Genomic DNA, 23244 nt, shown 5'->3' with positions numbered 1-23244 from the left:
CTGCTGGCCCCGATCGCCATGGAAGAAGGTCTGCGTTTCGCCATCCGTGAAGGCGGTCGTACCGTCGGCGCCGGCGTCGTCGCCAAGATCCTGAAGTAAGCAATACCCGGATGGGTAGGGTGGGCATTCATGCCCCTCTATCCATCTTTGCTGTAAAAGTAGTACTATGTATGGTTCCGCGAGCCGATGCAGGGCGGAACAAGATTTTGATGTGTTTAGGGGCATAGCTCAATTGGCAGAGCGTCGGTCTCCAAAACCGAAGGTTGTAGGTTCGATTCCTACTGCCCCTGCCACCGCCAGGATAAACCCGCGGGAGATCATCGCGAGTTACGCATTCACGGCGGCTCGCGTCGCAATATGTCTAATACCAGCGTAGAAACCGTAACCAGTACCGCCGACCGGGTCAAGCTCGGGCTGGCGGTTCTCGTCGTTATTGCTGGCATCGTCGGGTTCTCCGTGCTTAGCGCGCAGCCGATGCCCGCTCGGATCGGTGTGTTCGTCGGCGGCCTCGTGATCGCAGCCGCGATCGCCTGGTTCAGCGAACCCGGTCGCCGTACCCTGAGCTTTGCCAGCGAGTCCTACAACGAAGTCAAGCGTGTCGCATGGCCCACCCGCAAGGAAACGACCCAGATGACGGGTATCGTTTTTGCCTTCGTGGCCGTCATGGGCATTTTCATGTGGGTGCTCGACAAGGGCATCGAATGGATTCTCTACGGCCTGCTGCTGGGCTGGAAATAAGGACGGCAAATGAGTAAGCGTTGGTATGTCGTCCATGTGTACTCCGGCATGGAAAAAAGCGTACACAAGGCCCTGAATGAGCGCATCGAGCGCGCGGGCCTGCAAACGTCTTTTGGCCGCATCCTTGTGCCCTCCGAAGAAGTCGTCGAGGTCAAGGGTGGTCAGAAGTCGATCACCGAGCGCCGCATTTTCCCCGGTTATGTCCTGGTTGAAATGGACCTGACCGACGAAACGTGGCACCTGGTCAAGAACACCAACCGAGTCACCGGCTTTTTGGGCGGCTCGGGCAATCGTCCGACCCCGATTTCCGAAAAGGAAGTCGAAAAGATCCTCTCCCAGATGGAAGAGGGCGTCGAGAAACCCCGCCCCAAGATCCTGTTCGAAGTGGGCGAGATGGTTCGGGTCAAGGAAGGTCCGTTTGCGGACTTCAACGGCAACGTCGAAGAAGTCAACTACGAAAAGAGCAAGGTGCGTGTGTCCGTCACCATTTTTGGTCGCGCCACGCCCGTCGAGCTCGATTTCAGCCAGGTCGAAAAGACCTGAATCTAACCCCCGGGGAGCCCTGTCCTTATCGGCCAGGGCGATATCACCCGCAAGGAGCAAAGCATGGCGAAGAAGATCGTCGGCTTTATCAAGCTGCAAGTACCGGCTGGTAAGGCTAACCCCTCCCCCCCGATTGGCCCGGCCCTGGGTCAGCGTGGCCTGAACATCATGGAATTCTGCAAGGCGTTCAACGCCAAGACCCAAGGCATGGAGCCTGGTCTGCCGATTCCGGTGGTGATCACCGCTTTCGCCGACAAGAGCTTCACCTTCATCATGAAGACCCCGCCCGCGACGGTCCTCATCAAGAAGGCCGCCGGCGTGCAAAAGGGTTCGCCCAAGCCGCATACCGACAAGGTCGGTACGCTGACCCGCGCGCAAGCTGAAGAAATCGCCAAGGCCAAGGGTCCCGACCTGACCGCCGCCGATCTGGAAGCCGCAGTGCGCACGATCGCTGGCAGCGCCCGCAGCATGGGCATCACGGTTGAGGGGATCTAATCATGGCTAAGTTGTCCAAGCGCGCCGCCGCTATTGCACAAAAGATCGACCGCACCAAGCTGTACCCGGTCGCTGAAGCCCTGACCCTGGTCAAGGAAACCGCCGTCGCCAAGTTCAATGAATCCATTGACGTGGCCGTGCAGCTCGGCATCGACCCGAAGAAGTCGGACCAACTGGTCCGCGGTTCGGTCGTGCTGCCCGCCGGCACCGGCAAGTCGGTCCGCGTCGCCGTGTTCGCCCAAGGCGACAAGGCTGAAGCCGCCAAGGCCGCTGGCGCCGACATCGTTGGTCTGGACGACCTGGCCGACAGCATCAAGGCCGGTCAAATGGACTTTGACGTTGTCATCGCCTCGCCCGACACGATGCGTGTCGTCGGTGCCCTGGGTCAGATCCTGGGCCCGCGCGGCCTGATGCCGAACCCGAAGGTCGGCACCGTGACCCCCGACGTCGCAACCGCTGTGAAGAACGCCAAGGCCGGTCAGGTTCAGTACCGTACCGACAAGGCCGGCATCATCCACGCAACGATCGGCCGCGCGTCGTTCGGCGTGGAACAGCTGCAAACCAACCTGGCTGCTCTGGTCGACGCCCTGCAAAAGGCTCGTCCCGCAGCTGCCAAGGGCATTTACCTGCGCAAGCTCGCCGTTTCGTCCACGATGGGCGGCGGAGCGCGTGTGGAAATTGCCTCGCTGTCGGCTTCCAACTAAGCCAACAGCAGTAAACGTACTTTGGGCTGCATCCGGACCCCTCCGGATGTTGCTGTCAAAGACCGCTGGAGCAGGGCAGTGGAAGGGATTGTCCTTCCGCAAGGAAAGCAGCATCGCCGCTGCCCCGCTTAATCCCGGAGCTCATCTAGTCCGGATCCAGCGTAGACGGCGTCCCCAGGAAGAATTCTTTACCCGAAGAACTCGTCCAGGCGCCGCATTCGGTTGACGCGCAAGGCTCCGGCCCCAGGCGTCTTTTGATGGAGTGTTCAAACCGTGAGTCTCAATCGTCAAGAGAAAGCGGTGGTAATCGAGGAAGTCTCGGCGGAAGTCGCCAAGGCCCAATCGATTGTTATCGCTGAGTACCGTGGTCTGGACGTCGCCTCTGTCACCGTACTGCGCAAAACTGCGCGTGAATCGGGCGTGTATCTGCGTGTTCTGAAGAACTCGCTGGCCCGTCGTGCTGTTGCTGGCACGGCTTTCGAGCCGTTGGCCGAGCAACTGACCGGTCCGCTGATCTATGGCATCAGCACTGATCCGGTAGCGGCGGCCAAGGTCATTGCTGGTTTCGCGAAGAGCAACGATAAGCTGGTCATCAAGGCGGGCGCTCTGCCCAACAACTTGCTGAACCAAGAAGGCGTGAAGGCCCTGGCCACCATGCCCTCGCGCGAAGAGTTGCTGTCGAAACTGCTTGGCACCATGCAAGCCCCCATCGCGCAATTCGTGCGTACGCTCAACGAAGTTCCGACCAAGTTCGCCCGTGGCCTCGCTGCCGTGCGCGACCAGAAGGCAGCGGCCTAATCGCCCTGTTGTCCGGAATTCGCTGAACGACGAAGCGACACCCAAACCCTGGCATTACCAAAATATTTGGAGTTCTGAAAAATGGCACTTAACAAAGCTGAAATCCTTGACGCCATCGCTGGCATGACCGTGCTCGAGCTGTCCGAGCTGATCAAGGAAATGGAAGAGAAGTTCGGCGTGTCGGCTGCTGCCGCTGCCGTCGCTGTCGCTGCTCCCGCCGCTGGTGGCGCTGCTGCCGCTGCTGAAGAGCAAACCGAGTTCACCGTCGTCCTGCAAGAAGCCGGCGCGAACAAGGTCAGCGTCATCAAGGCCGTGCGCGAGCTGACCGGTCTGGGTCTGAAGGAAGCCAAGGACCTGGTCGACGGCGCTCCGAAGCCCGTCAAGGAAGCTGTGGCCAAGGCTGACGCCGAAGCCGCCAAGAAGAAGCTGGAAGAAGCTGGCGCCAAGGTCGAAGTCAAGTAAGACCTGCGTCAACTGCCCGGGGACAGCACAGTTTGCAGTCCCCGGGCTTTTGCGTTTCCAGGAAACCCCTACTGGGGGTATGCCCATTCAGTGGGGTTTCCTGGAGTCGTATCACCTGGGGCCGTGGTTGACGGCCCATGCAACCTCGAGTCGGAGTGCTCATGCCTTACTCGTACACCGAAAAAAAGCGCATCCGCAAAAGCTTCGCCAAGCGTGAAGACGTTCAAAACGTTCCTTTCCTTTTGGCGACACAGCTTCAATCCTACCTAACTTTCCTGCAGGCGGATACCGCCCCGTCCGAACGCGTAGCCGACGGTTTGCAGGCGGCGTTTTCGTCGATTTTCCCGATCGTTAGTCACAACGGTATGGCGCGCTTGGAGTTCGTGAGCTATGTGCTCGGCGAACCGGTGTTCGATGTCAAGGAATGTCAGCAACGTGGCCTGACCTATGCCTCGCCCCTGCGAGCCAAGGTCCGCCTGGTGCTGCTTGACCGCGAAGTCAGCAAGCCCACCGTGAAGGAAGTGAAGGAACAGGAAGTCTACATGGGCGAAATTCCGCTCATGACGGGCACGGGTTCCTTCGTCATCAACGGCACGGAGCGTGTCATCGTTTCGCAGCTGCACCGCTCGCCTGGCGTGTTCTTCGAACACGACCGCGGCAAGACGCACAGCTCCGGCAAGCTCCTGTTCTCGGCCCGCGTGATTCCTTACCGCGGCTCGTGGCTGGACTTCGAATTCGACCCGAAGGACGTCCTGTTTTTCCGTGTCGACCGCCGCCGCAAGATGCCTGTCACGATCCTGTGCAAGGCCATCGGCATGACGCCGGAAACCATCCTGGCCAACTTCTTCGACTTCGATAACTTCGAACTGAAGAGCGAAGGCGCGATGATGGAATTCGTGCCTGAGCGTTGGAAGGGCGAAATGGCCCGTTTCGACATCGCCGACCGTTCGGGCAAGGTGATCGTCGAGAAGGACAAGCGCATCAACGCCAAGCACCTGCGCGACCTGGCTGCCGGCGGCATCCAGCGCATCTCCGTGCCGGAAGATTTCCTGTACGGTCGCGTGCTGGCCAAGAACATCGTTGACGAAGATACCGGCGAAGTCATCGCCAACGCCAACGACGAAATCACGGAAAGCGTGCTCGGCGCCCTGCGCGCCGCCAACGTGCGCGAGTTCCAGGCGCTCTACACGAACGACCTGGACCGCGGTCCGTACATCTCGCAAACGCTGCGCACCGATGAAACCGCCGACCAGATGGCCGCGCGCGTTGCCATCTACCGCATGATGCGTCCTGGCGAGCCGCCCACCGAAGAAGCGGTGGAAGCGCTGTTCCAGCGTCTGTTCTACAGCGAAGAGACGTACGACCTGTCGCGCGTCGGCCGCATGAAGGTCAACAGCCGTCTGGGCCGTGGTGAGGACATCACCGGCCCGATGACGCTGACCAACGAAGACATCCTTGAAACCATCAAGGTGCTGGTTGAGCTGCGTAACGGTCGTGGCCAGATCGACGACATCGATCACTTGGGCAACCGCCGCGTGCGTTGCGTGGGCGAACTGGCCGAAAACCAGTTCCGCGCGGGCCTCGTGCGCGTCGAGCGCGCCGTCAAGGAACGTCTGGGCCAGGCCGAGACCGAAAACCTGATGCCGCACGACCTGATCAACTCCAAGCCGATCTCGGCTGCCATCAAGGAGTTCTTCGGTTCGAGCCAGCTCTCGCAGTTCATGGACCAGACCAACCCGCTGTCGGAAATCACGCACAAGCGTCGTGTTTCCGCACTGGGCCCGGGCGGTCTGACCCGCGAGCGCGCCGGCTTTGAAGTCCGCGACGTGCACCCGACCCACTACGGCCGCGTCTGCCCGATCGAAACGCCGGAAGGCCCGAACATCGGTCTGATCAACTCCATGGCGCTGTACGCTCGCTTGAACGAGTACGGCTTCCTGGAAACGCCTTACCGCAAGATCATCGACGGCCGCGTCAGCGAGCAGATCGATTACCTGTCGGCCATCGAAGAAAGCCACTACGTCATCGCGCAGGCCAACGCCGCGCTCGACGAAGAAGGCCGTTTCGTGGACGACCTGGTCGCCTGCCGTGAAGCTGGCGAAACGATGCTGACCGCCCCGGCCAACGTGCACTACATGGACGTTGCCCCGTCGCAGATCGTGTCGGTTGCTGCCTCGCTGATTCCGTTCCTGGAACACGACGACGCGAACCGCGCACTGATGGGCGCCAACATGCAACGTCAGGCCGTGCCTTGCCTGCGTCCGGAAAAGCCGGTCGTGGGTACGGGTATCGAGCGCACCGTGGCCGTTGACTCGGGCACCACCGTGCAGGCGCTGCGTGGCGGTCTGGTCGACCACGTCGACGCCGAGCGCGTCGTGATTCGCGTGAACGACGAAGAAAACGTCGCCGGCGAAGTGGGCGTCGACATCTACAACCTGATCAAGTACACGCGTTCCAACCAGAACACGAACATCAACCAGCGTCCGATCGTCAAGCGTGGCGACCGCGTTGCCAAGGGCGACGTGCTGGCTGACGGCGCATCGACCGACCTGGGCGAACTCGCCCTGGGTCAGAACATGCTGATCGCGTTCATGCCCTGGAACGGCTACAACTTCGAAGACTCGATCCTGATCTCCGAAAAGGTCGTGGCGGATGACCGCTACACCTCGGTGCACATCGAGGAACTGACCGTTGTCGCCCGCGATACGAAGCTCGGACCGGAAGAAATCACCCGCGACATCAGCAACCTGGCTGAAACGCAGTTGAACCGTCTGGACGATTCCGGCATCACCTACATCGGCGCCGAAGTCAGCGCCGACGACGTGCTGGTCGGCAAGGTCACGCCCAAGGGCGAAACCCAGCTGACGCCGGAAGAAAAGCTGCTGCGCGCCATCTTCGGAGAAAAGGCGTCCGACGTTAAGGACACCTCGCTGCGCGTGCCCTCGGGCATGACCGGCACCGTGATCGACGTGCAGGTGTTCACGCGTGAAGGCATCGTGCGCGACAAGCGCGCCCAGTCCATCATCGACGATGAACTGCGCCGCTATCGCCAGGACCTGAACGACCAGCTGCGCATCGTTGAAAACGACCAGTTCGATCGTATCGAAAAGATGCTGATCAACAAGACCGTCAACGGCGGCCCGCGCAAGCTGGCCAAGGGCGCGACGATCACCAAGGCCTACCTGGCCGATCTGGATCGCTGGCAGTGGTTCGACATCCGTCTGGCCGACGAGCCGCACGCCGTCGTGCTGGAACAGGCCAAGGAATCGCTCGAGCAGAAGCGTCACCAGTTCGATCTGGCCTTCGAAGAGAAGCGCAAGAAGCTGACGCAGGGCGACGAGCTGCCCCCGGGCGTGCTGAAGATGATCAAGGTCTACCTGGCCGTGAAGCGTCGTCTGCAGCCTGGCGACAAGATGGCAGGCCGTCACGGCAACAAGGGTGTCGTGTCGCGCATCACCCCGGTGGAAGACATGCCCCACATGGCTGACGGCACGCCGGCCGACATCGTTCTGAACCCGCTGGGCGTGCCCTCGCGGATGAACGTCGGCCAGGTGCTGGAAGTTCACTTGGGCTGGGCTGCCAAGGGTGTTGGCCATCGCATCGCCGACATGCTGCGTGACGAGCGCACGGCGCAGGTCAAGAACGTCCGCGCCTACCTGGACAAGGTCTACAACACGACCGGCACCGGCGCGCGCATCGACGAGCTGACCGATGACGAAGTCATGGAAATGGCCCAGAACCTCAAGAACGGCGTGCCGTTCGCGACGCCCGTCTTCGACGGCGCGACCGAAGAGGAAATCACCAAGATGCTGGAACTGGCCTATCCGGACGACGTCGCCGAACGCATGGCGCTGACGCCTTCGCGTACGCAGGCATGGCTGTTCGACGGCCGCACGGGCGAGCAGTTCGAACGCCCGGTGACGGTCGGCTACATGCACTACCTGAAGCTGCACCACTTGGTCGACGACAAGATGCACGCCCGTTCCACCGGCCCGTACTCGCTGGTCACGCAGCAGCCGCTGGGCGGCAAGGCGCAGTTCGGCGGCCAGCGTTTCGGGGAAATGGAAGTGTGGGCGCTGGAAGCATACGGCGCCGCCTACACCCTGCAGGAAATGCTGACGGTGAAGTCGGACGACATCAACGGTCGTACCAAGGTTTACGAGAACATCGTCAAGGGCGACCACGTGATCGATGCCGGCATGCCGGAATCGTTCAACGTTCTGGTCAAGGAAATCCGCTCGTTGGCCCTGGACATGGATTTGGAGCGTAACTAATGAAAGCGCTACTCGACCTCTTTAAGCAAGTCTCGCAAGACGAGCAGTTCGATGCCATCAAGATCGGCATCGCCTCGCCCGAGAAGATCCGTTCGTGGTCCTACGGCGAAGTTCGCAAGCCCGAGACCATCAACTACCGCACGTTCAAGCCTGAGCGTGACGGTCTGTTCTGCTCCAAGATCTTTGGCCCGATCAAGGACTACGAGTGCCTGTGCGGCAAGTACAAGCGCCTGAAGCACCGTGGCGTGATCTGCGAAAAGTGCGGCGTTGAAGTCACCGTCGCCAAGGTTCGCCGTGAACGCATGGGCCATATCGAGCTGGCCAGCCCCGTCGCGCACATCTGGTTCCTGAAGAGCCTGCCGTCGCGTCTGGGCATGGTGCTCGACATGACCCTGCGCGACATCGAACGCGTGCTGTACTTCGAAGCCTGGTGCGTGATCGAACCCGGCATGACGCCGCTCAAGCGCGGCCAGATCATGTCGGACGACGATTTCCTGGCCAAGACCGAGGAATACGGCGACGACTTCCGTGCCCTGATGGGCGCCGAAGCCGTGCGTGAACTGCTGCGCACCATCGACATTGATCGCGAAGTGGAAACGCTGCGCGGCGAACTGAAGGCCACCAGCTCGGAAGCCAAGATCAAGAAGATCTCCAAGCGCCTGAAGGTGCTGGAAGGCTTCCAGAAGTCCGGCATCAAGGCCGAGTGGATGGTCATGGAAGTGCTGCCCGTGCTGCCGCCGGACCTGCGTCCGCTGGTGCCGCTGGACGGCGGCCGCTTCGCGACCTCCGACCTGAACGACCTGTACCGCCGCGTCATCAACCGCAACAACCGCCTGAAGCGTCTTCTGGAGCTCAAGGCGCCTGAGATCATCCTGCGCAACGAAAAGCGCATGCTGCAGGAAGCTGTCGACTCGCTGCTGGACAACGGCCGCCGTGGCAAGGCCATGACGGGCGCCAACAAGCGCCAGTTGAAGTCGCTGGCCGACATGATCAAGGGCAAGAGCGGTCGTTTCCGTCAGAACCTGCTGGGCAAGCGCGTCGACTACTCGGGCCGTTCGGTCATCGTGGTGGGTCCGCAGCTCAAGCTGCATCAGTGCGGCCTGCCCAAGTTGATGGCCCTGGAACTGTTCAAGCCGTTCATCTTCAATCGTCTGGAGATGATGGGCCTGGCCACGACCATCAAGGCTGCCAAGAAACTGGTCGAAAGCCAGGAACCGGTGGTCTGGGACATCCTGGAAGAAGTCATCCGCGAACACCCGGTCATGCTGAACCGTGCGCCGACGCTGCACCGTCTGGGCATCCAGGCGTTCGAGCCGGTGCTGATCGAAGGCAAGGCGATCCAGCTGCACCCGCTGGTTTGCGCGGCGTTCAACGCCGACTTCGACGGTGACCAGATGGCTGTTCACGTGCCGCTGTCGCTGGAAGCCCAGCTGGAAGCGCGTACGCTGATGCTGGCCTCGAACAACGTGCTGTTCCCGGCCAACGGCGAACCGTCGATCGTGCCGTCGCAGGACATCGTGCTGGGTCTGTACTACACGACCCGTGAGCGCATCAACGGCCGTGGCGAAGGCATCTTCTTCATGGACGTCGCTGAAGTTCAGCGCGCCTACGACAACAACGAAGTTGAGCTGCAAAGCCGCATCACCGTGCGCCTGAAGGAACACGAGCGCGACGAGAACGGCGAATGGCAACCGGTCATCCGCCGTCACGAGACGACGGTCGGCCGTGCGCTGCTGTCCGAGATCCTGCCCAAGGGCCTGCCCTTCACCGTCCTGAACAAGGCGCTGAAGAAGAAGGAAATCTCGCGTCTGATCAACCAGTCGTTCCGCCGCTGCGGCCTGCGCGACACGGTGATCTTCGCCGACAAGCTGATGCAGTCGGGCTTCCGCCTGGCCACGCGCGGCGGTATCTCGATCGCCATGGGCGACATGCTGATCCCGACCGCCAAGGAAGGCATCCTGGCCGAAGCCAGCCGCGAAGTGAAGGAAATCGACAAGCAGTACTCGTCGGGTCTGGTCACGTCCCAAGAGCGCTACAACAACGTTGTGGACATCTGGGGCAAGGCTGGCGACAAGGTCGGCAAGGCGATGATGGAACAACTGGCCACCGAGCCCGTGACCAACCGTCACGGCGAGGAAGTGCGCCAGGAATCGTTCAACTCCATCTACATGATGGCTGACTCGGGCGCCCGCGGTTCGGCCGCCCAGATCCGCCAGCTGGCCGGCATGCGCGGCCTGATGGCCAAGCCGGACGGCTCGATTATCGAAACGCCCATTACCGCGAACTTCCGTGAAGGCCTGAACGTACTCCAGTACTTCATTTCCACTCACGGTGCGCGTAAGGGTCTGGCCGACACGGCACTGAAGACCGCGAACTCGGGTTACCTGACCCGCCGTCTGGTCGACGTGACGCAGGATCTGGTCATTACGGAAGATGACTGCGGCACTTCGCAGGGCTACAACATGAAGGCCCTGGTCGAAGGCGGTGAAGTCATCGAACCGTTGCGCGACCGTATCCTGGGCCGCGTGGCTGCCGTGGACATCGTCAATCCGGACACGCAGGAAACGGCCATCGTCGCCGGCACCCTGCTGGACGAAGACCTGGTCGACACCATCGACCGCATTGGCGTGGACGAAGTCAAGGTTCGCACGCCGCTGACCTGCGAAACGCGTCATGGTCTGTGCGCGCATTGCTATGGCCGTGACCTGGGCCGCGGTTCGTCCGTCAACCAGGGCGAAGCCGTCGGCGTCATCGCCGCGCAGTCCATCGGTGAACCGGGCACGCAGCTCACGATGCGTACGTTCCACATCGGTGGCGCGGCGTCGCGTTCGGCTCTGGCCAGCGCGGTGGAAACGAAGTCGACCGGTACGGTCGGCTTTGCCAGCACGATGCGTTATGTCACGAACGCCAAGGGCGAACGTGTCGCGATCTCGCGCTCGGGCGAACTGGCGATCTTCGACGACAACGGCCGCGAACGCGAACGCCACAAGATCCCGTACGGCGCGACCGTGCTGGTGGGCGATGGCGAGGCCGTGAAGGCCGGCGCGCGTCTGGCGACGTGGGATCCGCTGACCCGTCCGATCGTGTCGGAATACGGCGGCGCCGTCCGCTTCGAGAACATCGAAGAAGGCGTGACCGTTGCCAAGCAGGTGGACGAAGTCACCGGCCTGTCGACGCTCGTCGTCATCACGCCGAAGACCCGTGGCGGCAAGATCGTCATGCGTCCGCAGATCAAGCTGGTCAACGAGAACGGCGAAGACGTCAAGATCGCCGGCACCGATCACTCGGTGAACATCTCGTTCCCGGTGGGCGCCCTGATCACGGTGCGCGACGGCCAGCAGGTTGCCGTGGGTGAAGTTCTGGCGCGTATTCCGCAAGAATCGCAAAAGACCCGCGACATTACCGGCGGTCTGCCGCGTGTGGCCGAACTGTTCGAAGCCCGTTCGCCGAAGGACGCCGGCATGCTCGCCGACGTCACCGGTACGGTTTCGTTCGGCAAGGACACCAAGGGCAAGCAGCGTCTGGTCATCACCGACCTGGAAGGCGTGAGCCACGAGTTCCTGATTCCGAAGGAAAAGCAGGTTCTGGTGCACGACGGCCAGGTGGTGAACAAGGGCGAAATGATCGTGGACGGCCCGGCCGATCCCCACGACATCCTGCGCCTGCAAGGCATCGAGAAGCTGGCGACGTACATCGTCGACGAAGTGCAGGACGTTTACCGTCTGCAGGGCGTGAAGATCAACGACAAGCACATCGAAGTGATTGTTCGTCAGATGCTGCGTCGTGTGAACATCGTCGATGCGGGCGATACCGAGTTCATCCCGGGCGAGCAGGTCGAGCGCTCCGAGCTGCTGAACGAGAACGACCGCGTCACGGCTGCCGACCTGCGTCCGGCCACGTACGACAACGTGCTGCTGGGTATCACGAAGGCCTCGCTGTCGACCGACTCGTTCATCTCGGCCGCCTCGTTCCAGGAAACCACCCGGGTCCTGACCGAAGCTGCCATCATGGGCAAGCGCGACGACCTGCGCGGCTTGAAGGAAAACGTCATCGTCGGCCGCCTCATCCCGGCGGGTACCGGCCTGGCTTACCACCACGCACGCCGCGACAAGGAACTGCTGGAGGCCGCGGAACGCGAAGCCGCCCGCCAGCAGGCCAACCCGTTCGAGGACGCGCCGGTCACGGTGGGCTCGGACGCCGAGACGCCTGCTTCCGACGTGGGTACCGAGGATTCCGCCGAATAAGCGGAAGTCTCCGGCAGGCTTGCCCCGCGAGGTTCGCGGGCAAGCCTGAAAATCAAAAGGCCGCTGATGAGAATCAGCGGCCTTTTTACTTGCGAAAGAAAGGGTGCGGCAGGACTATTTGGCCGTCTGGGCGCGGGCGCGCTGGAAGGCCGGTCCCCAGACGGGATGGCCAGCTTCGTTGGGCGCCAGTTCGAAGGCCGGATCCAGAACCAGGATGCGCGCGAAGCTGTCCTCGCAGAGCTGCGTATATTGCGTGACGCAGTAGCTGAACGCCTGAAGCTTGTAGGCCTCGATGCGTACCGCTTTGGATGAGGTGGCCAGGGTGTCGGAACGGGCGACGCCGCGGATGACTTCGCCGTAGCGCCCGGCGCTGTACTGGTCGCGCACCTGCTGCAGCTCGGCCAGGGCTTCGGCCGTTGGAGGGCTCTCGGGTTGCAATTTGGAGATGCCCGTGCAACCGGCCAACAGGGCCGATACGCCAAGCAGACTGCTCAGGATGCGAATTTTCATGGCTTCCAAAGATGTAGGATGGTGACGCGGTACGCTATCGTGCCACAGCCTGATGCGCTCGGACATTTTCGGCAATGTCCTGCCGTTGCGGATTGGATAATATTCCGCCTAAATAGCCCCTGAACCTGTTATTGGCGCGTCTGCGCAGCTTCGATGATGTCTACACCGGCCGGCTTGTTGACGCCGCGTGGCCCCTTTTCAGGCGCTGCGCCGTTGGCGCTTCGCCCATTGAGCGCCATCGCTGCCAGCGCGGCGGGCGGGGTGCCGGAATCGCGCATCAAGCGGCTCCTGTCCGACCTTCTGCCTTCGCTTATCGCTTTGCACGCGCAAGGGGAAATCTGCGGCGACATCTCGCTCGAAACCGTGGGCATGGATGAAGGTGCGCGGGCGCATCTGCTGCCCGAACTGGTGGTGGCGCGCTCGCGCCGGGCCAGCAGGACGCCGGCAGCGGGCTTCGCGCCGTTCGAGCTATACACGGATTCCGTGGAATGGCCGCGCGGACCATGGACCGACATCTATTCCTTGTGCGCCGTGGCGTACGCGCTCGTGATTGGCAGCCGGCCGCCGCCGGCGCCCGAGCGCCGCGCCCACGACGAATACGAAGCGCTGGCCGACATGGGACTGCCCAAGTACGGACAGGACTTCCTGCGGGTCATCGATGCCGGCCTGGCGATGGACACCAGGGCGCGCCCGCAGTCGTTGGCGGAGCTGGCCAGCCTGCTTGGCGTCGCCGCTTACGACGAACCGGCCGAGCCGGAAGACGAATCGGTCGAGACGGCCAAGCCCCCGCCCGTGGCCGGTTTCGCGCAACGGCGCGAGCCCGCCCGCCGGCGCGGTCCGCTGCTGTTCTGGCTGCTGATCCTCGCGCTGATCGGCGCGGGCATCTATGCGTGGTTCCATTGGGGCAAGGGCAGTCCCAATGCGCTGATTACCCGCTCGGAAGTCGTACAGCCTAATCCGCCCGTCGTGCATCCCTTGCCGCAGCCTGCCGCGCCCGCGTCCGCGCCAACGCCCACACCCACGCCTAAACCCGCGCCGGCGGCATCGCAAGCGCCCGCCGACCTGCCGCCCTTGACGGCCGGCGCCGCCGATGGAGGCCAAGCAACCGCGACTGGCCCGACCGCCGGGCCGGGTTCGCCGTCTGCGCGCACGCAGGCGGATTCGCCAAGTGCCGCCGAGCCGCCGCCCGCGCCCACGGCGCAGGAAACCGCGCCGTCAGCTTCCGTTGCCGAAGAGGCGCCCAAGCCCAAACCGGTGCCGGTCACCGTGCGGGTGGACATCCGCCCCTGGGGCGAAGTCTGGATCAACGGCGTGGCGCGGGGAATCAGTCCGCCCGTGAAGGAGCTCAAGCTGATTCCGGGCAAGTATCGGGTGGTCGTGCGCAACGCAGACCTGCCGCCTTTTCGCATGACGCTCGAGGTCAGACCGGGCAAGCCCGCGGTCATCTCGCACACCTTCCAATAGGATCGCGACCTACGCCTTTGGCAGGTGCAGGATGAATTCGGAGCCTGCGCCGAGCTCGCTCTGCACTTCAATTCGCCCCCCGTGCCGTCCGGCCACGGTATGCACGAATGCCAGTCCCAGCCCCGCACCGCCAACGTCGTCGCGATTGTCGGCGCCGACACGGGCAAAGGGCTCGAACAGCCGGGCCACGTCCTGCGCCGCGATGCCCTGACCCTGGTCCTTGATGCGCACGCACCAGAAGCCGTGCTGCTCATCGATGCTGCAATCGACACGCGTGCCGCTCGCGCTGTATTTGATGGCGTTGTCGACCAGATTGCACAGCGCGCGCATCAGCAGTGTCTGCTCGCCGCGCGTGTAAGCGACCGGTAGCGGCGTGCTGGCTTCCAATGCGATGCCGCGCTTGCTGGCGGACGGCCAGAGATCGTCGACGGCGTCCTGCAGCAACCCGCCCAGATCCAGTTCGATGGTGCTGATCGGCATCGATTCGGCGCGGGTCAGATGCACGAAGTCGTCGACCAGCCTGAGCGTGCGGTTGGCCAGCAGCGCAATGCGCGCGAGCGTGTCGTGCCGAACGTCCTGCTGCCCGCCTTCCTGCGCCATTTCCACCAATGCGAGGATCGAGCTTTGCGGCGCGCGCATGTCATGCGAGATGAAGCGCAACGTCTCTTCGCGCTGCCGCTCGGCCTGACGGATGTTGGAAATGTCGGTCAGCGTGGCCACGGTGCCCGCGAACTGGCCCTCGGCCGTGTGGATGGGGGCGCATTTCAGGATCAGGTCGCGGCCAGCCCGGTCGCGCACTTCCAGGTCGGCGCTCCAGGGCGAAGCCGCATCGGCCGGGTGACGGCCGCTCAGCGCGTCGGCCACGCGCGCCCGCGCAGCGTCGTCGGCAAAGGTGTGTTCAAGCAGATGCGCCGCCGGCCGGCCGATGCGCGGCGGACGAATGCCCAGCTGCTGGAAGAACATGATGGCGGCCTGGTTGCGAAATCGCACGCGGCCTTCCTGGTCGAACACCAGCGTCGCATCGGGCATGCCGTCGAGCCCGTCAGCCAGGAACCGCCGCAGGTTGCGGACCCGCGCCAGCGCGCGCCGAAGTTCGCCCACCCGGCTCTCCAGCGAGGCGCTGGGATTGGCAAGCTGCACGCGGGCTTCGTTCAGAATCGGCGGGTACTCGCGCTGCAAACGCTGCAACTCCGTGTCCATATAGCGCAGCGCGGCTTCCTGGTTACGCCAGCTCCAGAGCGGATAGCACAGCGCCACGCCCGCCAGCGCCGCGGTGGGCGCGAACCACAGATAGGCGTGGGCCAGTAATAGCCAAGCTGCCGCGGGAATGACGGCAAGCAGCGCAAGGGTGACGAGCAGCGCCTTTTTCGGCGCCAGGCGCCACAAGGCCAGGCAGGCCAGCAATACCGGCAACGCCGCGAACAGCGCGCCCCACGCAGCCGGCGGCCGCTGGAATGCGATGTCGTCGCGCGCGGCCTGCAGGACGTTGGCGACGATCTCCACGCCCGATATGCCGTTGGCGTCGTGCGACACCGGCGTCGGGTAATCGTCGCCCAGGCCGGTGGCCCACGCACCCACGAGCACATACTTGCCGCGCAGGTCTTCCGGCCGCAAGTCGCCGCGCAGTACGGAAAGGTACGACACCGTCCGCACATGGCCGGGAGGACCCGCATACGGAATCAGGATGCGGCCGTCGGCATCGGCGCGCTTGAGCAGACGTTGCGCCTCGCCGGCTTGGCCGCCAACTTCCAGCATCGAGATGGCCAGGGGGTTGCGGCGATCTCCGGCAAACTGCGCGGTGAGGGCGGCTTCGCGCACGACGCCGTCCGGGTCGATGACCGCATTGATGAAGCCTGTGGAGGCGGACGCTTGCGCCAGTTCCGCAATGGGCAATCCGATGGCCGTCGGGTTCTTCAGGCGGTCCAGCACCACCGGCAGCACGGTATGCCCATTGCGACGGATGCTGTCTGCAAGAATTGCATCGTCGTCGGCATTGACCTTGTCGGGTTCCGCAAAGATGAGATCCAATCCCACGGCGCGCGCGCCGGTCAGCCGGTCGAGCAGGGCGGCGTGGATGGCGCGCCGCCACGGCCAGCGGCCCAGCGCGTCGATGCTGGCGTCGTCGATCGCCACGATCAGGATATCCGGGTCGGCGGGCCTGCCCGTCAGCATGACCGCGCGGTCATAGAAGACCTGGTCCAGACGGCCCAGGCCGTTGAACGCGCCAAGGAACGCCGCCAACGCCGCCAGCGCCAATGTCAGCCACAGGCCGGACCGCCAGGACCGGTCGAGCGAGTCGGCGGCGTCGGGCATGGCGGGTGCCTTAATACGCAGTCAGCGTCACAAGGCCGCCGGAGCCGCTGGCCACGCCAAGCCCGTACGACGTCATCAGCATGTTCGCGCCCTCGAACGACTGGACCGAATCCGTTCCGTGGAGGCCGATGGCATCGACGGCGCGCACCGATACGTAGAACGTGCCGGGCCCGGGGGCGGAAAAGCGGATGTCGGGGGTCGGAAAGCTCGCGGAAGAAACGGGCAGCAGGCCTTCGGCATCGCGCGAGACGCGCACCAGATAGCTTTGCGCGCCTTCGACGGGGGCGAAGGGGATCGACCACGTGCCGCCTGCGCGAACCGGCTCGCCCAATTGCGGCGCAGCCAGCAGCGGACGTACGCCCGACATGGCGCCGTCGGCGCCCACCGCGGCGCCGAACCCTTGCGCCACGGCGACCGGTTTGGCGGGCGCGTCGCCGGGCGCATGCGCCTGCAGGCGCACACTGCCTTGCAAGACTTCGCTATGCACGCCCTGTGCGCTGCGCTGCACGCGAAAGCGCGTTCCGCGCACACCCGTCACCGCAACCGGCGTGCGGATCTCGAAACGGCCCACGCCCTGACCCGCGGGCGCGACGCTGGATTCCACGCTGCCGCGGCGCACGTTGATCACCGAATCCGTCAGCGCGGTGCCCTCGAACTGCCGCAGGCGGGTAAGGTCCACGGCGCCGCTGGACGGCAGCGTGAGGCGGGATCCGTCGGCAAGTTGCAGCGTGACGAAGCCGTCGGGGGCGGTCTCCAGCGTGCTGCCTTCGGTCACAGGCGTGCCGGGCTGCACGGGCTTGCCATTCAGGGCTGCGCGGCCGCTCACGTGCACCACCTGCGCCTGCGCGTCGCGCACTGGAATCATGGCCAGCGGGATATGCAGCTCCAACCCGATGGGCAGCGTTTCGGGCGTGACGATCTTGTTCAGCGTCTGCAGCCGGTTCCAGTTGGCCGGGCTGCGCGTGTACCGCGAGGCCAAATCAATCAGCGTATCGCCGGGACGGACCCGGTGGATGAAGTCGTCGCCCAATGCGCCCGCCGGCTGGCTGCGCGCGGGGGCGGCGAGCGTGATGCAGGAAACCAGGACAAGCAAACAAAGCGCGCGGAAGCGGCTCATGGCAAACGATTCTCCAGGGAGTCGGGCAACGCAGCTACAGCGAAAGGGTCTGGCCGTCGTCGGTCGGGCTGACCAGTTCAAGCCGGTAGCCAAGTGCATAAGAGGAAGTCAGCCGCACACCGTGCTGCGGACGAAGCTGGAGCTTTTGCCGGATGTTCGACAAGTGGGTGTCCAGCGTGCGCGAGGTGGCGGGGATTTCCCGGTTCCAGACGCACTCGGCCAGCACATCGCGCGACATCAGCCGCCCAATGTTGCGAAAGAACAGCAACGCCAGTTCGAATTCCTTCGGCGCCAGCGTAATGGCAACGTGGTCCAGCGTAACGACGCGTGCGGCGGGATCGACACGGTATCGCGCGACTTCGATGGTCTGGTCCACGGGCTCGGCGATCTGGCTGCGGCGCAGCAGCGCCGCGACCCGGGCCAGCAGTTCCAGGGGACGCATCGGTTTGACGATGTAGTCGTCCGCGCCCGCGCGCAGGCCCTCGACCAGGTCATCTTCGGCCGATCGGTTGGTCAGGAAAATCACAGGGATGCGCGCGCCGATATGGGTGCGCAACCAGCGGACAACGTCGTCGCCGTCGATATCGGGCAGGTGCCAGTCCAGCAGCACCAGGTCGAACGCTTCGGTACGCAAAGCCGCGAGCAGATCGCGGCTTTGGTGATAACTGGTGCAAGCATAGCCGGCGGCGGTCAGAACCTGCTGGATGCGCCGAGCCTGATCCAGGTCGTCTTCCAGCGACGCGATTTTCATTAGACGAGTTCTCGCGAAAGTTGGCTGCGCAGGCGCGCGTGTGGCGACCTAGCAAAACGAAGGGGGCGGATTTATGTAAACGAATGATAACTCGGGAAAACCCTTCCGCGGCTACGTTATGGCAAGAACTGTCAAACATTGCAAAGTTGACGAATCTTGACTGGAGTTGTTGCGTTATCGAGCGCCACACTGTTCCAACGATGTCACCAGCCGCGACACAGCAGGCGGTGCAAGGGGAGGGAACGCAGATCGGGACAGATATGAATCAATTGCGCATACTTGTGATGTCTCCGGACGAAGCCGTACGGGGTTCGTCCGTATCCACGCTGCTGCAGGCCGGCATCTCGGCCCGCGGGTGCTCCACTACGCTGGAATTGTTTGGCCTGTTCAGCGGCGGGCACTTCGACGCCGTGGTTCTGGATATCGGCGCATCCGGTGAAATCGGCTATGCCCTTGTCGCCCGCTTGCATGGCTCCGCGCCGCTAGGCATTGTGGTCGTCGGCAAGAACATGTCCGTGGATAACCGCCTGCGCTGTCTTCAGAGCGGCGCCGATGCGTGTCTGCCAGACCCCCAGGATCCACGCGAACTCGTCTGCATCCTTCTCGCCCTCGCGCGCCGGCTGCCCGCCACCGCTGAACCGGCCGACGCGCACGAGACGGGCAGCGGGCGATGGGAGCTGCGCGACCAGGGGTGGACGCTGGTCGCGCCGACTGGCGTGACGCTATCCCTGTCTGCCAACGAACGTCTCATCGTTCGGGCGTTGCTGAACGTGGCCGGCAAGGCCGTGGGCCGCGACGTGCTGGGCAGCGAATTGCAGGCGGAAGGGGGCGGAGCGCGCGCCAGCAGCGCGCGCAGCATCGACGTCATCGTCAGCCGGTTGCGGCGCAAGGCCGAGCAAGCAGGCGTGGTGTTGCCGATCCGCACCGTCTACGGCAGCGGCTATCTATTTACTGATCGCTGAGCGCGCAAGGGGGTACACTCCTCCAATCCAGAACGTGGGGCAGGGATTGCTCGCAGCTCGCGCCGCGAGCGCTGCGGTATCAAGCACCGGATTTGGCCGCTGGGTCTGCCGCCGGGTTCGTCCGCCGGGTTTGTCCCCGGGGTTTGCCCCTTACATGGCCCCATTTTTCGTCAGCCGTAGCCAACTGCCCGGCTTTTGCCGGCAACGCGCGGCTTGGCGACACTTACAAAAAACTTTGACAGTAGCCCTTCATCTCAGTTATGCTAAAGGGCTTACTGCTTTATTTCGCGCGCAAAATCAGCACGCTCAGGCAGACAGTTCAGGGTCATAGTCGAAGGTGCGTCACGAGCCTTTTGTCCTTGCTCCAGCTAGTAGTAACTGTTTTTCTGGCTGCCCCCGATTTTGTGCGTTTGTCATGGTTTGTTGGCAAGCCCGCTCTTTTACGTATTTGAACGTTTGAGGCGGTTTTGCGCGAACTGCCTTCTCCGAAAGCTCACCCGCTCCAGGAGACGAGTACGTAAGTACTTACCAGTGGTACGTAAAAGGGATTTCAAAGGTCATGCCTACCATTAGCCAACTCGTGCGCAAGCCGCGCGAAGTCAGCATCATCAAAAGCAAGAGCCCCGCGCTCGAAAACTGCCCGCAACGCCGCGGCGTGTGCACCCGCGTGTACACCACCACCCCCAAGAAGCCGAACTCCGCTCTGCGTAAGGTTGCCAAAGTGCGTCTGACCAACGGTTACGAAGTCATTTCGTACATCGGCGGTGAAGGCCACAACCTGCAAGAGCACTCGGTGGTTCTGGTGCGTGGCGGCCGTGTGAAGGACTTGCCCGGTGTGCGTTACCACATCGTGCGCGGTTCCCTTGACCTGCAAGGCGTCAAGGACCGTAAGCAAGCCCGCTCGAAGTACGGCGCCAAGCGCCCGAAGAAGGCTTAATTACAAGTCAGCAGTACCCCCACGTGACGGAAGTCCGTCACCCGGGAAGTGCGACCGCGCCATCCAGATGATGGGAAGGTGCGCGGCACGTAAGGGGTCGTCCCAATGGGCGGCCATGGCCGTGTAATGAAACACGGTTCAACTGAACAGACACAAGGAAGCAACAATGCCCCGTCGTCGCGAAGTACCCAAGCGCGAGATTCTGCCCGATCCCAAGTTCGGCAGCGTCGAGCTCGCCAAGTTCATGAACGTCGTCATGCTGGACGGCAAGAAGGCCGTCGCCGAGCGCATCGTTTACGGCGCCCTCGAGCAAGTCGCCACCAAGACCGGCAAGGAGCCGATCGAGGTGTTCAGCCTGGCGATCAACAACATCAAGCCGATCGTCGAAGTGAAGAGCCGCCGCGTTGGCGGTGCCAACTACCAAGTGCCGGTTGAAGTGCGCCCCGTGCGCCGCCTGGCCCTGGCTATGCGTTGGCTCCGTGAAGCCGCCAAGAAGCGTGGCGAGAAGTCGATGGATCTGCGTCTTGCTGGCGAACTGATCGACGCCTCCGAAGGTCGTGGCGCCGCGATGAAGAAGCGCGAAGACACGCACAAGATGGCAGAGGCCAACAAGGCCTTCAGCCATTTCCGCTGGTAATTTAAGGATTAATCCACCATGGCCCGCAAAACCCCGATCGAGCGCTATCGCAACATTGGTATCTCTGCGCACATCGATGCAGGGAAGACCACCACGACCGAACGTATCCTGTTCTACACCGGCGTCAATCACAAGATTGGCGAAGTGCATGATGGCGCAGCCACCATGGACTGGATGGAGCAGGAGCAAGAGCGTGGCATCACCATTACGTCGGCTGCTACGACGGCGTTTTGGCGTGGCATGGCCGGCAACTACCCCGAGCACCGCATCAACATCATCGACACCCCGGGACACGTGGACTTCACCATCGAGGTGGAACGTTCCATGCGCGTCCTGGACGGTGCTTGCATGGTCTACTGCGCGGTGGGCGGTGTTCAGCCCCAGTCCGAAACCGTGTGGCGCCAAGCCAACAAGTACGGCGTGCCGCGTCTGGCCTTCGTCAACAAGATGGACCGCACCGGCGCCAACTTCTTCAAGGTCTATGACCAGCTGAAGAACCGCCTGCGCGCCAATCCCGTGCCGATCGTCATTCCCATCGGCGCCGAAGACACGTTCCAAGGCGTGGTCGACCTGGTCAAGATGAAGGCGATCATTTGGGACGAAGCCAGCCAAGGCACCAAGTTCGACTACAAGGACGTTCCGGCCGAGCTGGAAGGTCTGGCGAACGAATGGCGCGAAAAGCTGGTTGAGGCTGCTGCCGAGTCGTCGGAAGAGCTGATGAACAAGTACCTGGAAACGGGTTCCTTGGAAGAAGCTGAAATCAACCTGGCCATCCGTCAACGCACCATCGCTGGCGAAATCCAGCCGATGCTGTGCGGCACCGCCTTCAAGAACAAGGGCGTGCAGCGCATGCTGGACGCGGTCATCGACTACCTGCCTTCGCCCGTGGACATTCCCCCGGTCGACGGTCAGGACGACGATGGCAACGCCATCCAGCGCAATGCCGACGACTCCGAGAAGTTCTCGGCCCTGGCATTCAAGCTGATGAGCGATCCGTTCGTGGGTCAATTGACCTTCGTGCGTGTGTACTCGGGCGTCCTGAAGTCGGGCGATACGGTCTACAACCCCATCAAGGGCAAGAAGGAACGTATCGGCCGCATTCTGCAGATGCACGCGAACAACCGCGAAGAAATCAAGGAAGTGTTGGCGGGCGACATCGCCGCCGTGGTCGGCCTGAAGGACGTGACCACCGGCGAAACGCTGTGCGACATCGACTCCCACATCCTGCTCGAACGCATGATTTTCCCGGAGCCCGTGATTTCGCAGGCCGTCGAGCCGAAGTCGAAGGCTGACCAGGAAAAGATGGGTCTGGCGCTGTCGCGTCTGGCTCAGGAAGATCCGTCGTTCCGCGTGCGCAGCGACGAAGAATCCGGCCAAACCATCATTTCCGGCATGGGCGAGCTGCACCTGGAAATTCTGGTCGACCGCATGAAGCGCGAATTCGGCGTGGAAGCCAACGTCGGCAAGCCGCAGGTGGCCTACCGCGAAACGATCCGCAAGGTCTGCGAAGAAGTCGAAGGCAAGTTCGTCAAGCAGTCGGGCGGTCGCGGCCAGTACGGTCACGTGGTCCTGAAGGTCGAGCCCCTCGCTCCTGGCGGTGGCTACGAATTCGTCGACGCCATCAAGGGCGGTGTGGTTCCTCGCGAATACATCCCCGCGGTGGACAAGGGCATCCAGGAAACGCTGCCTTCGGGCATCCTGGCCGGCTACCCGGTCGTGGACGTCAAGGTCACCCTGTTCTTCGGTTCGTACCACGATGTGGACTCGAACGAAAACGCGTTCAAGATGGCCGGTTCGATGGCATTCAAGGAAGGCATGCGCAAGGCTAGCCCCGTGCTGCTGGAACCGATGATGGCCGTCGAAGTCGAAACGCCGGAAGACTACGCTGGCACCGTGATGGGCGATCTGTCCTCGCGTCGCGGCATGGTCCAAGGCATGGATGACATGGTCGGCGGTGGTAAGACCATCAAGGCCGAAGTGCCCCTGGCCGAGATGTTCGGTTACGCCACGAACCTGCGTTCGCTGACGCAAGGCCGTGCCACGTACACGATGGAATTCAAGCATTACTCCGAGGCCCCCAAGAACGTCGCTGACGAAGTCATCGCCGCTCGGGCCAAGTAAATAACCCTTGCCGGGTCCGTCCAACTGGACGGCCCCGGCAGATATCAAGTTTCCTTGAAAGTCAAAGGATAGAGATCATGGCAAAAGGCAAGTTTGAACGTACCAAGCCGCACGTGAACGTGGGTACGATTGGTCACGTTGACCACGGCAAAACGACGTTGACGGCGGCGATCA

The 23244-nt window shown here is 62.9% G+C and carries 18 protein-coding genes, 1 tRNA gene and 1 pseudogene; 16 read left to right on the top strand and 4 right to left on the bottom strand.

Annotated features, from left to right (window positions below; genetic code table 11):
- The 10 genes and pseudogenes from ASD87_RS26560 to rpoC all read left to right on the top strand — a co-directional run.
- Positions 1–99, top strand: a pseudogene (locus ASD87_RS26560) (elongation factor Tu); the annotation flags it as partial.
- A 118-nt stretch (positions 100–217) separates the two neighbouring features.
- Positions 218–293 (top strand) — tRNA-Trp (locus tag ASD87_RS10245).
- Between the two features lie 64 nt (positions 294–357).
- Positions 358–738, top strand: coding sequence for a preprotein translocase subunit SecE (gene secE / locus ASD87_RS10240; protein ID WP_046806052.1), 381 nt, complete (start codon positions 358–360; stop codon positions 736–738).
- Positions 739–747: 9 nt separating this feature from the next.
- On the top strand, positions 748–1281 hold the full coding sequence (gene nusG, locus ASD87_RS10235) for a transcription termination/antitermination protein NusG (protein WP_006389586.1): 534 nt from the start codon (positions 748–750) through the stop codon (positions 1279–1281).
- Between the two features lie 63 nt (positions 1282–1344).
- Positions 1345–1776: a 50S ribosomal protein L11 gene (gene rplK, locus ASD87_RS10230; protein ID WP_056320728.1), complete on the top strand. Its 432-nt coding sequence runs from the start codon at positions 1345–1347 to the stop codon at positions 1774–1776.
- A gap of 2 nt (positions 1777–1778) precedes the next feature.
- Positions 1779–2480, top strand: a complete 702-nt coding sequence (gene rplA, locus ASD87_RS10225) for a 50S ribosomal protein L1 (protein ID WP_056320726.1) — start codon at positions 1779–1781, stop codon at positions 2478–2480.
- A 273-nt stretch (positions 2481–2753) separates the two neighbouring features.
- Entirely contained in the window at positions 2754–3278 is a 525-nt protein-coding gene (gene rplJ, locus ASD87_RS10220; protein ID WP_056320723.1) for a 50S ribosomal protein L10, read from the top strand.
- Positions 3279–3359: 81 nt separating this feature from the next.
- Positions 3360–3740 carry a 50S ribosomal protein L7/L12 gene (rplL, locus tag ASD87_RS10215; RefSeq protein ID WP_008157777.1) on the top strand — a complete coding sequence of 127 codons (381 nt, stop codon included), beginning with the start codon at positions 3360–3362 and terminating at the stop codon, positions 3738–3740.
- Positions 3741–3901: 161 nt separating this feature from the next.
- Positions 3902–8014, top strand: a complete 4113-nt coding sequence (gene rpoB / locus ASD87_RS10210; RefSeq protein WP_056320721.1) for a DNA-directed RNA polymerase subunit beta — start codon at positions 3902–3904, stop codon at positions 8012–8014.
- Complete coding sequence (gene rpoC / locus ASD87_RS10205; protein ID WP_056320718.1) at positions 8014–12258, top strand: DNA-directed RNA polymerase subunit beta'; 4245 nt, start codon at positions 8014–8016, stop codon at positions 12256–12258. The genes rpoB and rpoC overlap by 1 nt, the downstream gene beginning before the upstream one ends.
- 114 nt (positions 12259–12372) lie before the next feature.
- Here rpoC and ASD87_RS10200 read toward each other — a convergent pair whose 3' ends face one another.
- Positions 12373–12768 (bottom strand): TssQ family T6SS-associated lipoprotein, encoded by a 396-nt coding sequence (locus ASD87_RS10200; RefSeq protein WP_056320715.1) that lies wholly within the window; start codon positions 12766–12768, stop codon positions 12373–12375.
- 156 nt (positions 12769–12924) lie between these two features.
- Between ASD87_RS10200 and ASD87_RS10195 the strand changes: the two genes are divergently transcribed.
- Complete coding sequence (locus ASD87_RS10195) at positions 12925–14232, top strand: hypothetical protein (RefSeq protein WP_056320731.1); 1308 nt, start codon at positions 12925–12927, stop codon at positions 14230–14232.
- A 9-nt stretch (positions 14233–14241) separates the two neighbouring features.
- Here the strand turns inward: ASD87_RS10195 and ASD87_RS10190 are convergent, their stop codons facing one another.
- The 3 genes from ASD87_RS10190 to ASD87_RS10180 are packed head-to-tail and all read right to left on the bottom strand — an operon-like array spanning position 14242 to position 18413.
- The gene (locus tag ASD87_RS10190; RefSeq protein ID WP_056320713.1) at positions 14242–16545 is read right to left on the bottom strand and encodes a CHASE2 domain-containing protein; all 2304 of its coding nucleotides are present in this window, start codon (positions 16543–16545) and stop codon (positions 14242–14244) included.
- Between the two features lie 10 nt (positions 16546–16555).
- Positions 16556–17662, bottom strand: a complete 1107-nt coding sequence (locus ASD87_RS10185) for a FecR domain-containing protein (RefSeq protein ID WP_056320710.1) — start codon at positions 17660–17662, stop codon at positions 16556–16558.
- Positions 17663–17696: 34 nt separating this feature from the next.
- Positions 17697–18413, bottom strand: a complete 717-nt coding sequence (locus ASD87_RS10180) for a response regulator transcription factor (protein WP_056320705.1) — start codon at positions 18411–18413, stop codon at positions 17697–17699.
- A gap of 260 nt (positions 18414–18673) precedes the next feature.
- Between ASD87_RS10180 and ASD87_RS10175 the strand changes: the two genes are divergently transcribed.
- The 5 genes from ASD87_RS10175 to ASD87_RS10155 form a co-directional block, all read left to right on the top strand.
- A complete protein-coding gene (locus ASD87_RS10175; RefSeq protein ID WP_056320703.1) occupies positions 18674–19375 on the top strand; it encodes a response regulator transcription factor in 702 nt (233 codons plus the stop codon).
- A gap of 559 nt (positions 19376–19934) precedes the next feature.
- Positions 19935–20312 carry a 30S ribosomal protein S12 gene (rpsL, locus tag ASD87_RS10170; RefSeq protein ID WP_005017264.1) on the top strand — a complete coding sequence of 126 codons (378 nt, stop codon included), beginning with the start codon at positions 19935–19937 and terminating at the stop codon, positions 20310–20312.
- 166 nt (positions 20313–20478) lie between these two features.
- A complete protein-coding gene (gene rpsG / locus ASD87_RS10165; RefSeq protein ID WP_006389600.1) occupies positions 20479–20949 on the top strand; it encodes a 30S ribosomal protein S7 in 471 nt (156 codons plus the stop codon).
- Between the two features lie 18 nt (positions 20950–20967).
- On the top strand, positions 20968–23070 hold the full coding sequence (gene fusA / locus ASD87_RS10160) for an elongation factor G (RefSeq protein ID WP_056320702.1): 2103 nt from the start codon (positions 20968–20970) through the stop codon (positions 23068–23070).
- A gap of 77 nt (positions 23071–23147) precedes the next feature.
- Positions 23148–23244 (top strand): GTP-binding protein (locus ASD87_RS10155; RefSeq protein ID WP_033470817.1); only part of this gene is annotated, 97 nt, incomplete at its 3' end.

This window comes from Achromobacter sp. Root170 (assembly GCF_001428165.1).
Classification (GTDB): Bacteria; Pseudomonadota; Gammaproteobacteria; order Burkholderiales; family Burkholderiaceae_B; genus Achromobacter; species Achromobacter mucicolens.
This window is presented reverse-complemented; position numbering and strand designations above follow the sequence as displayed.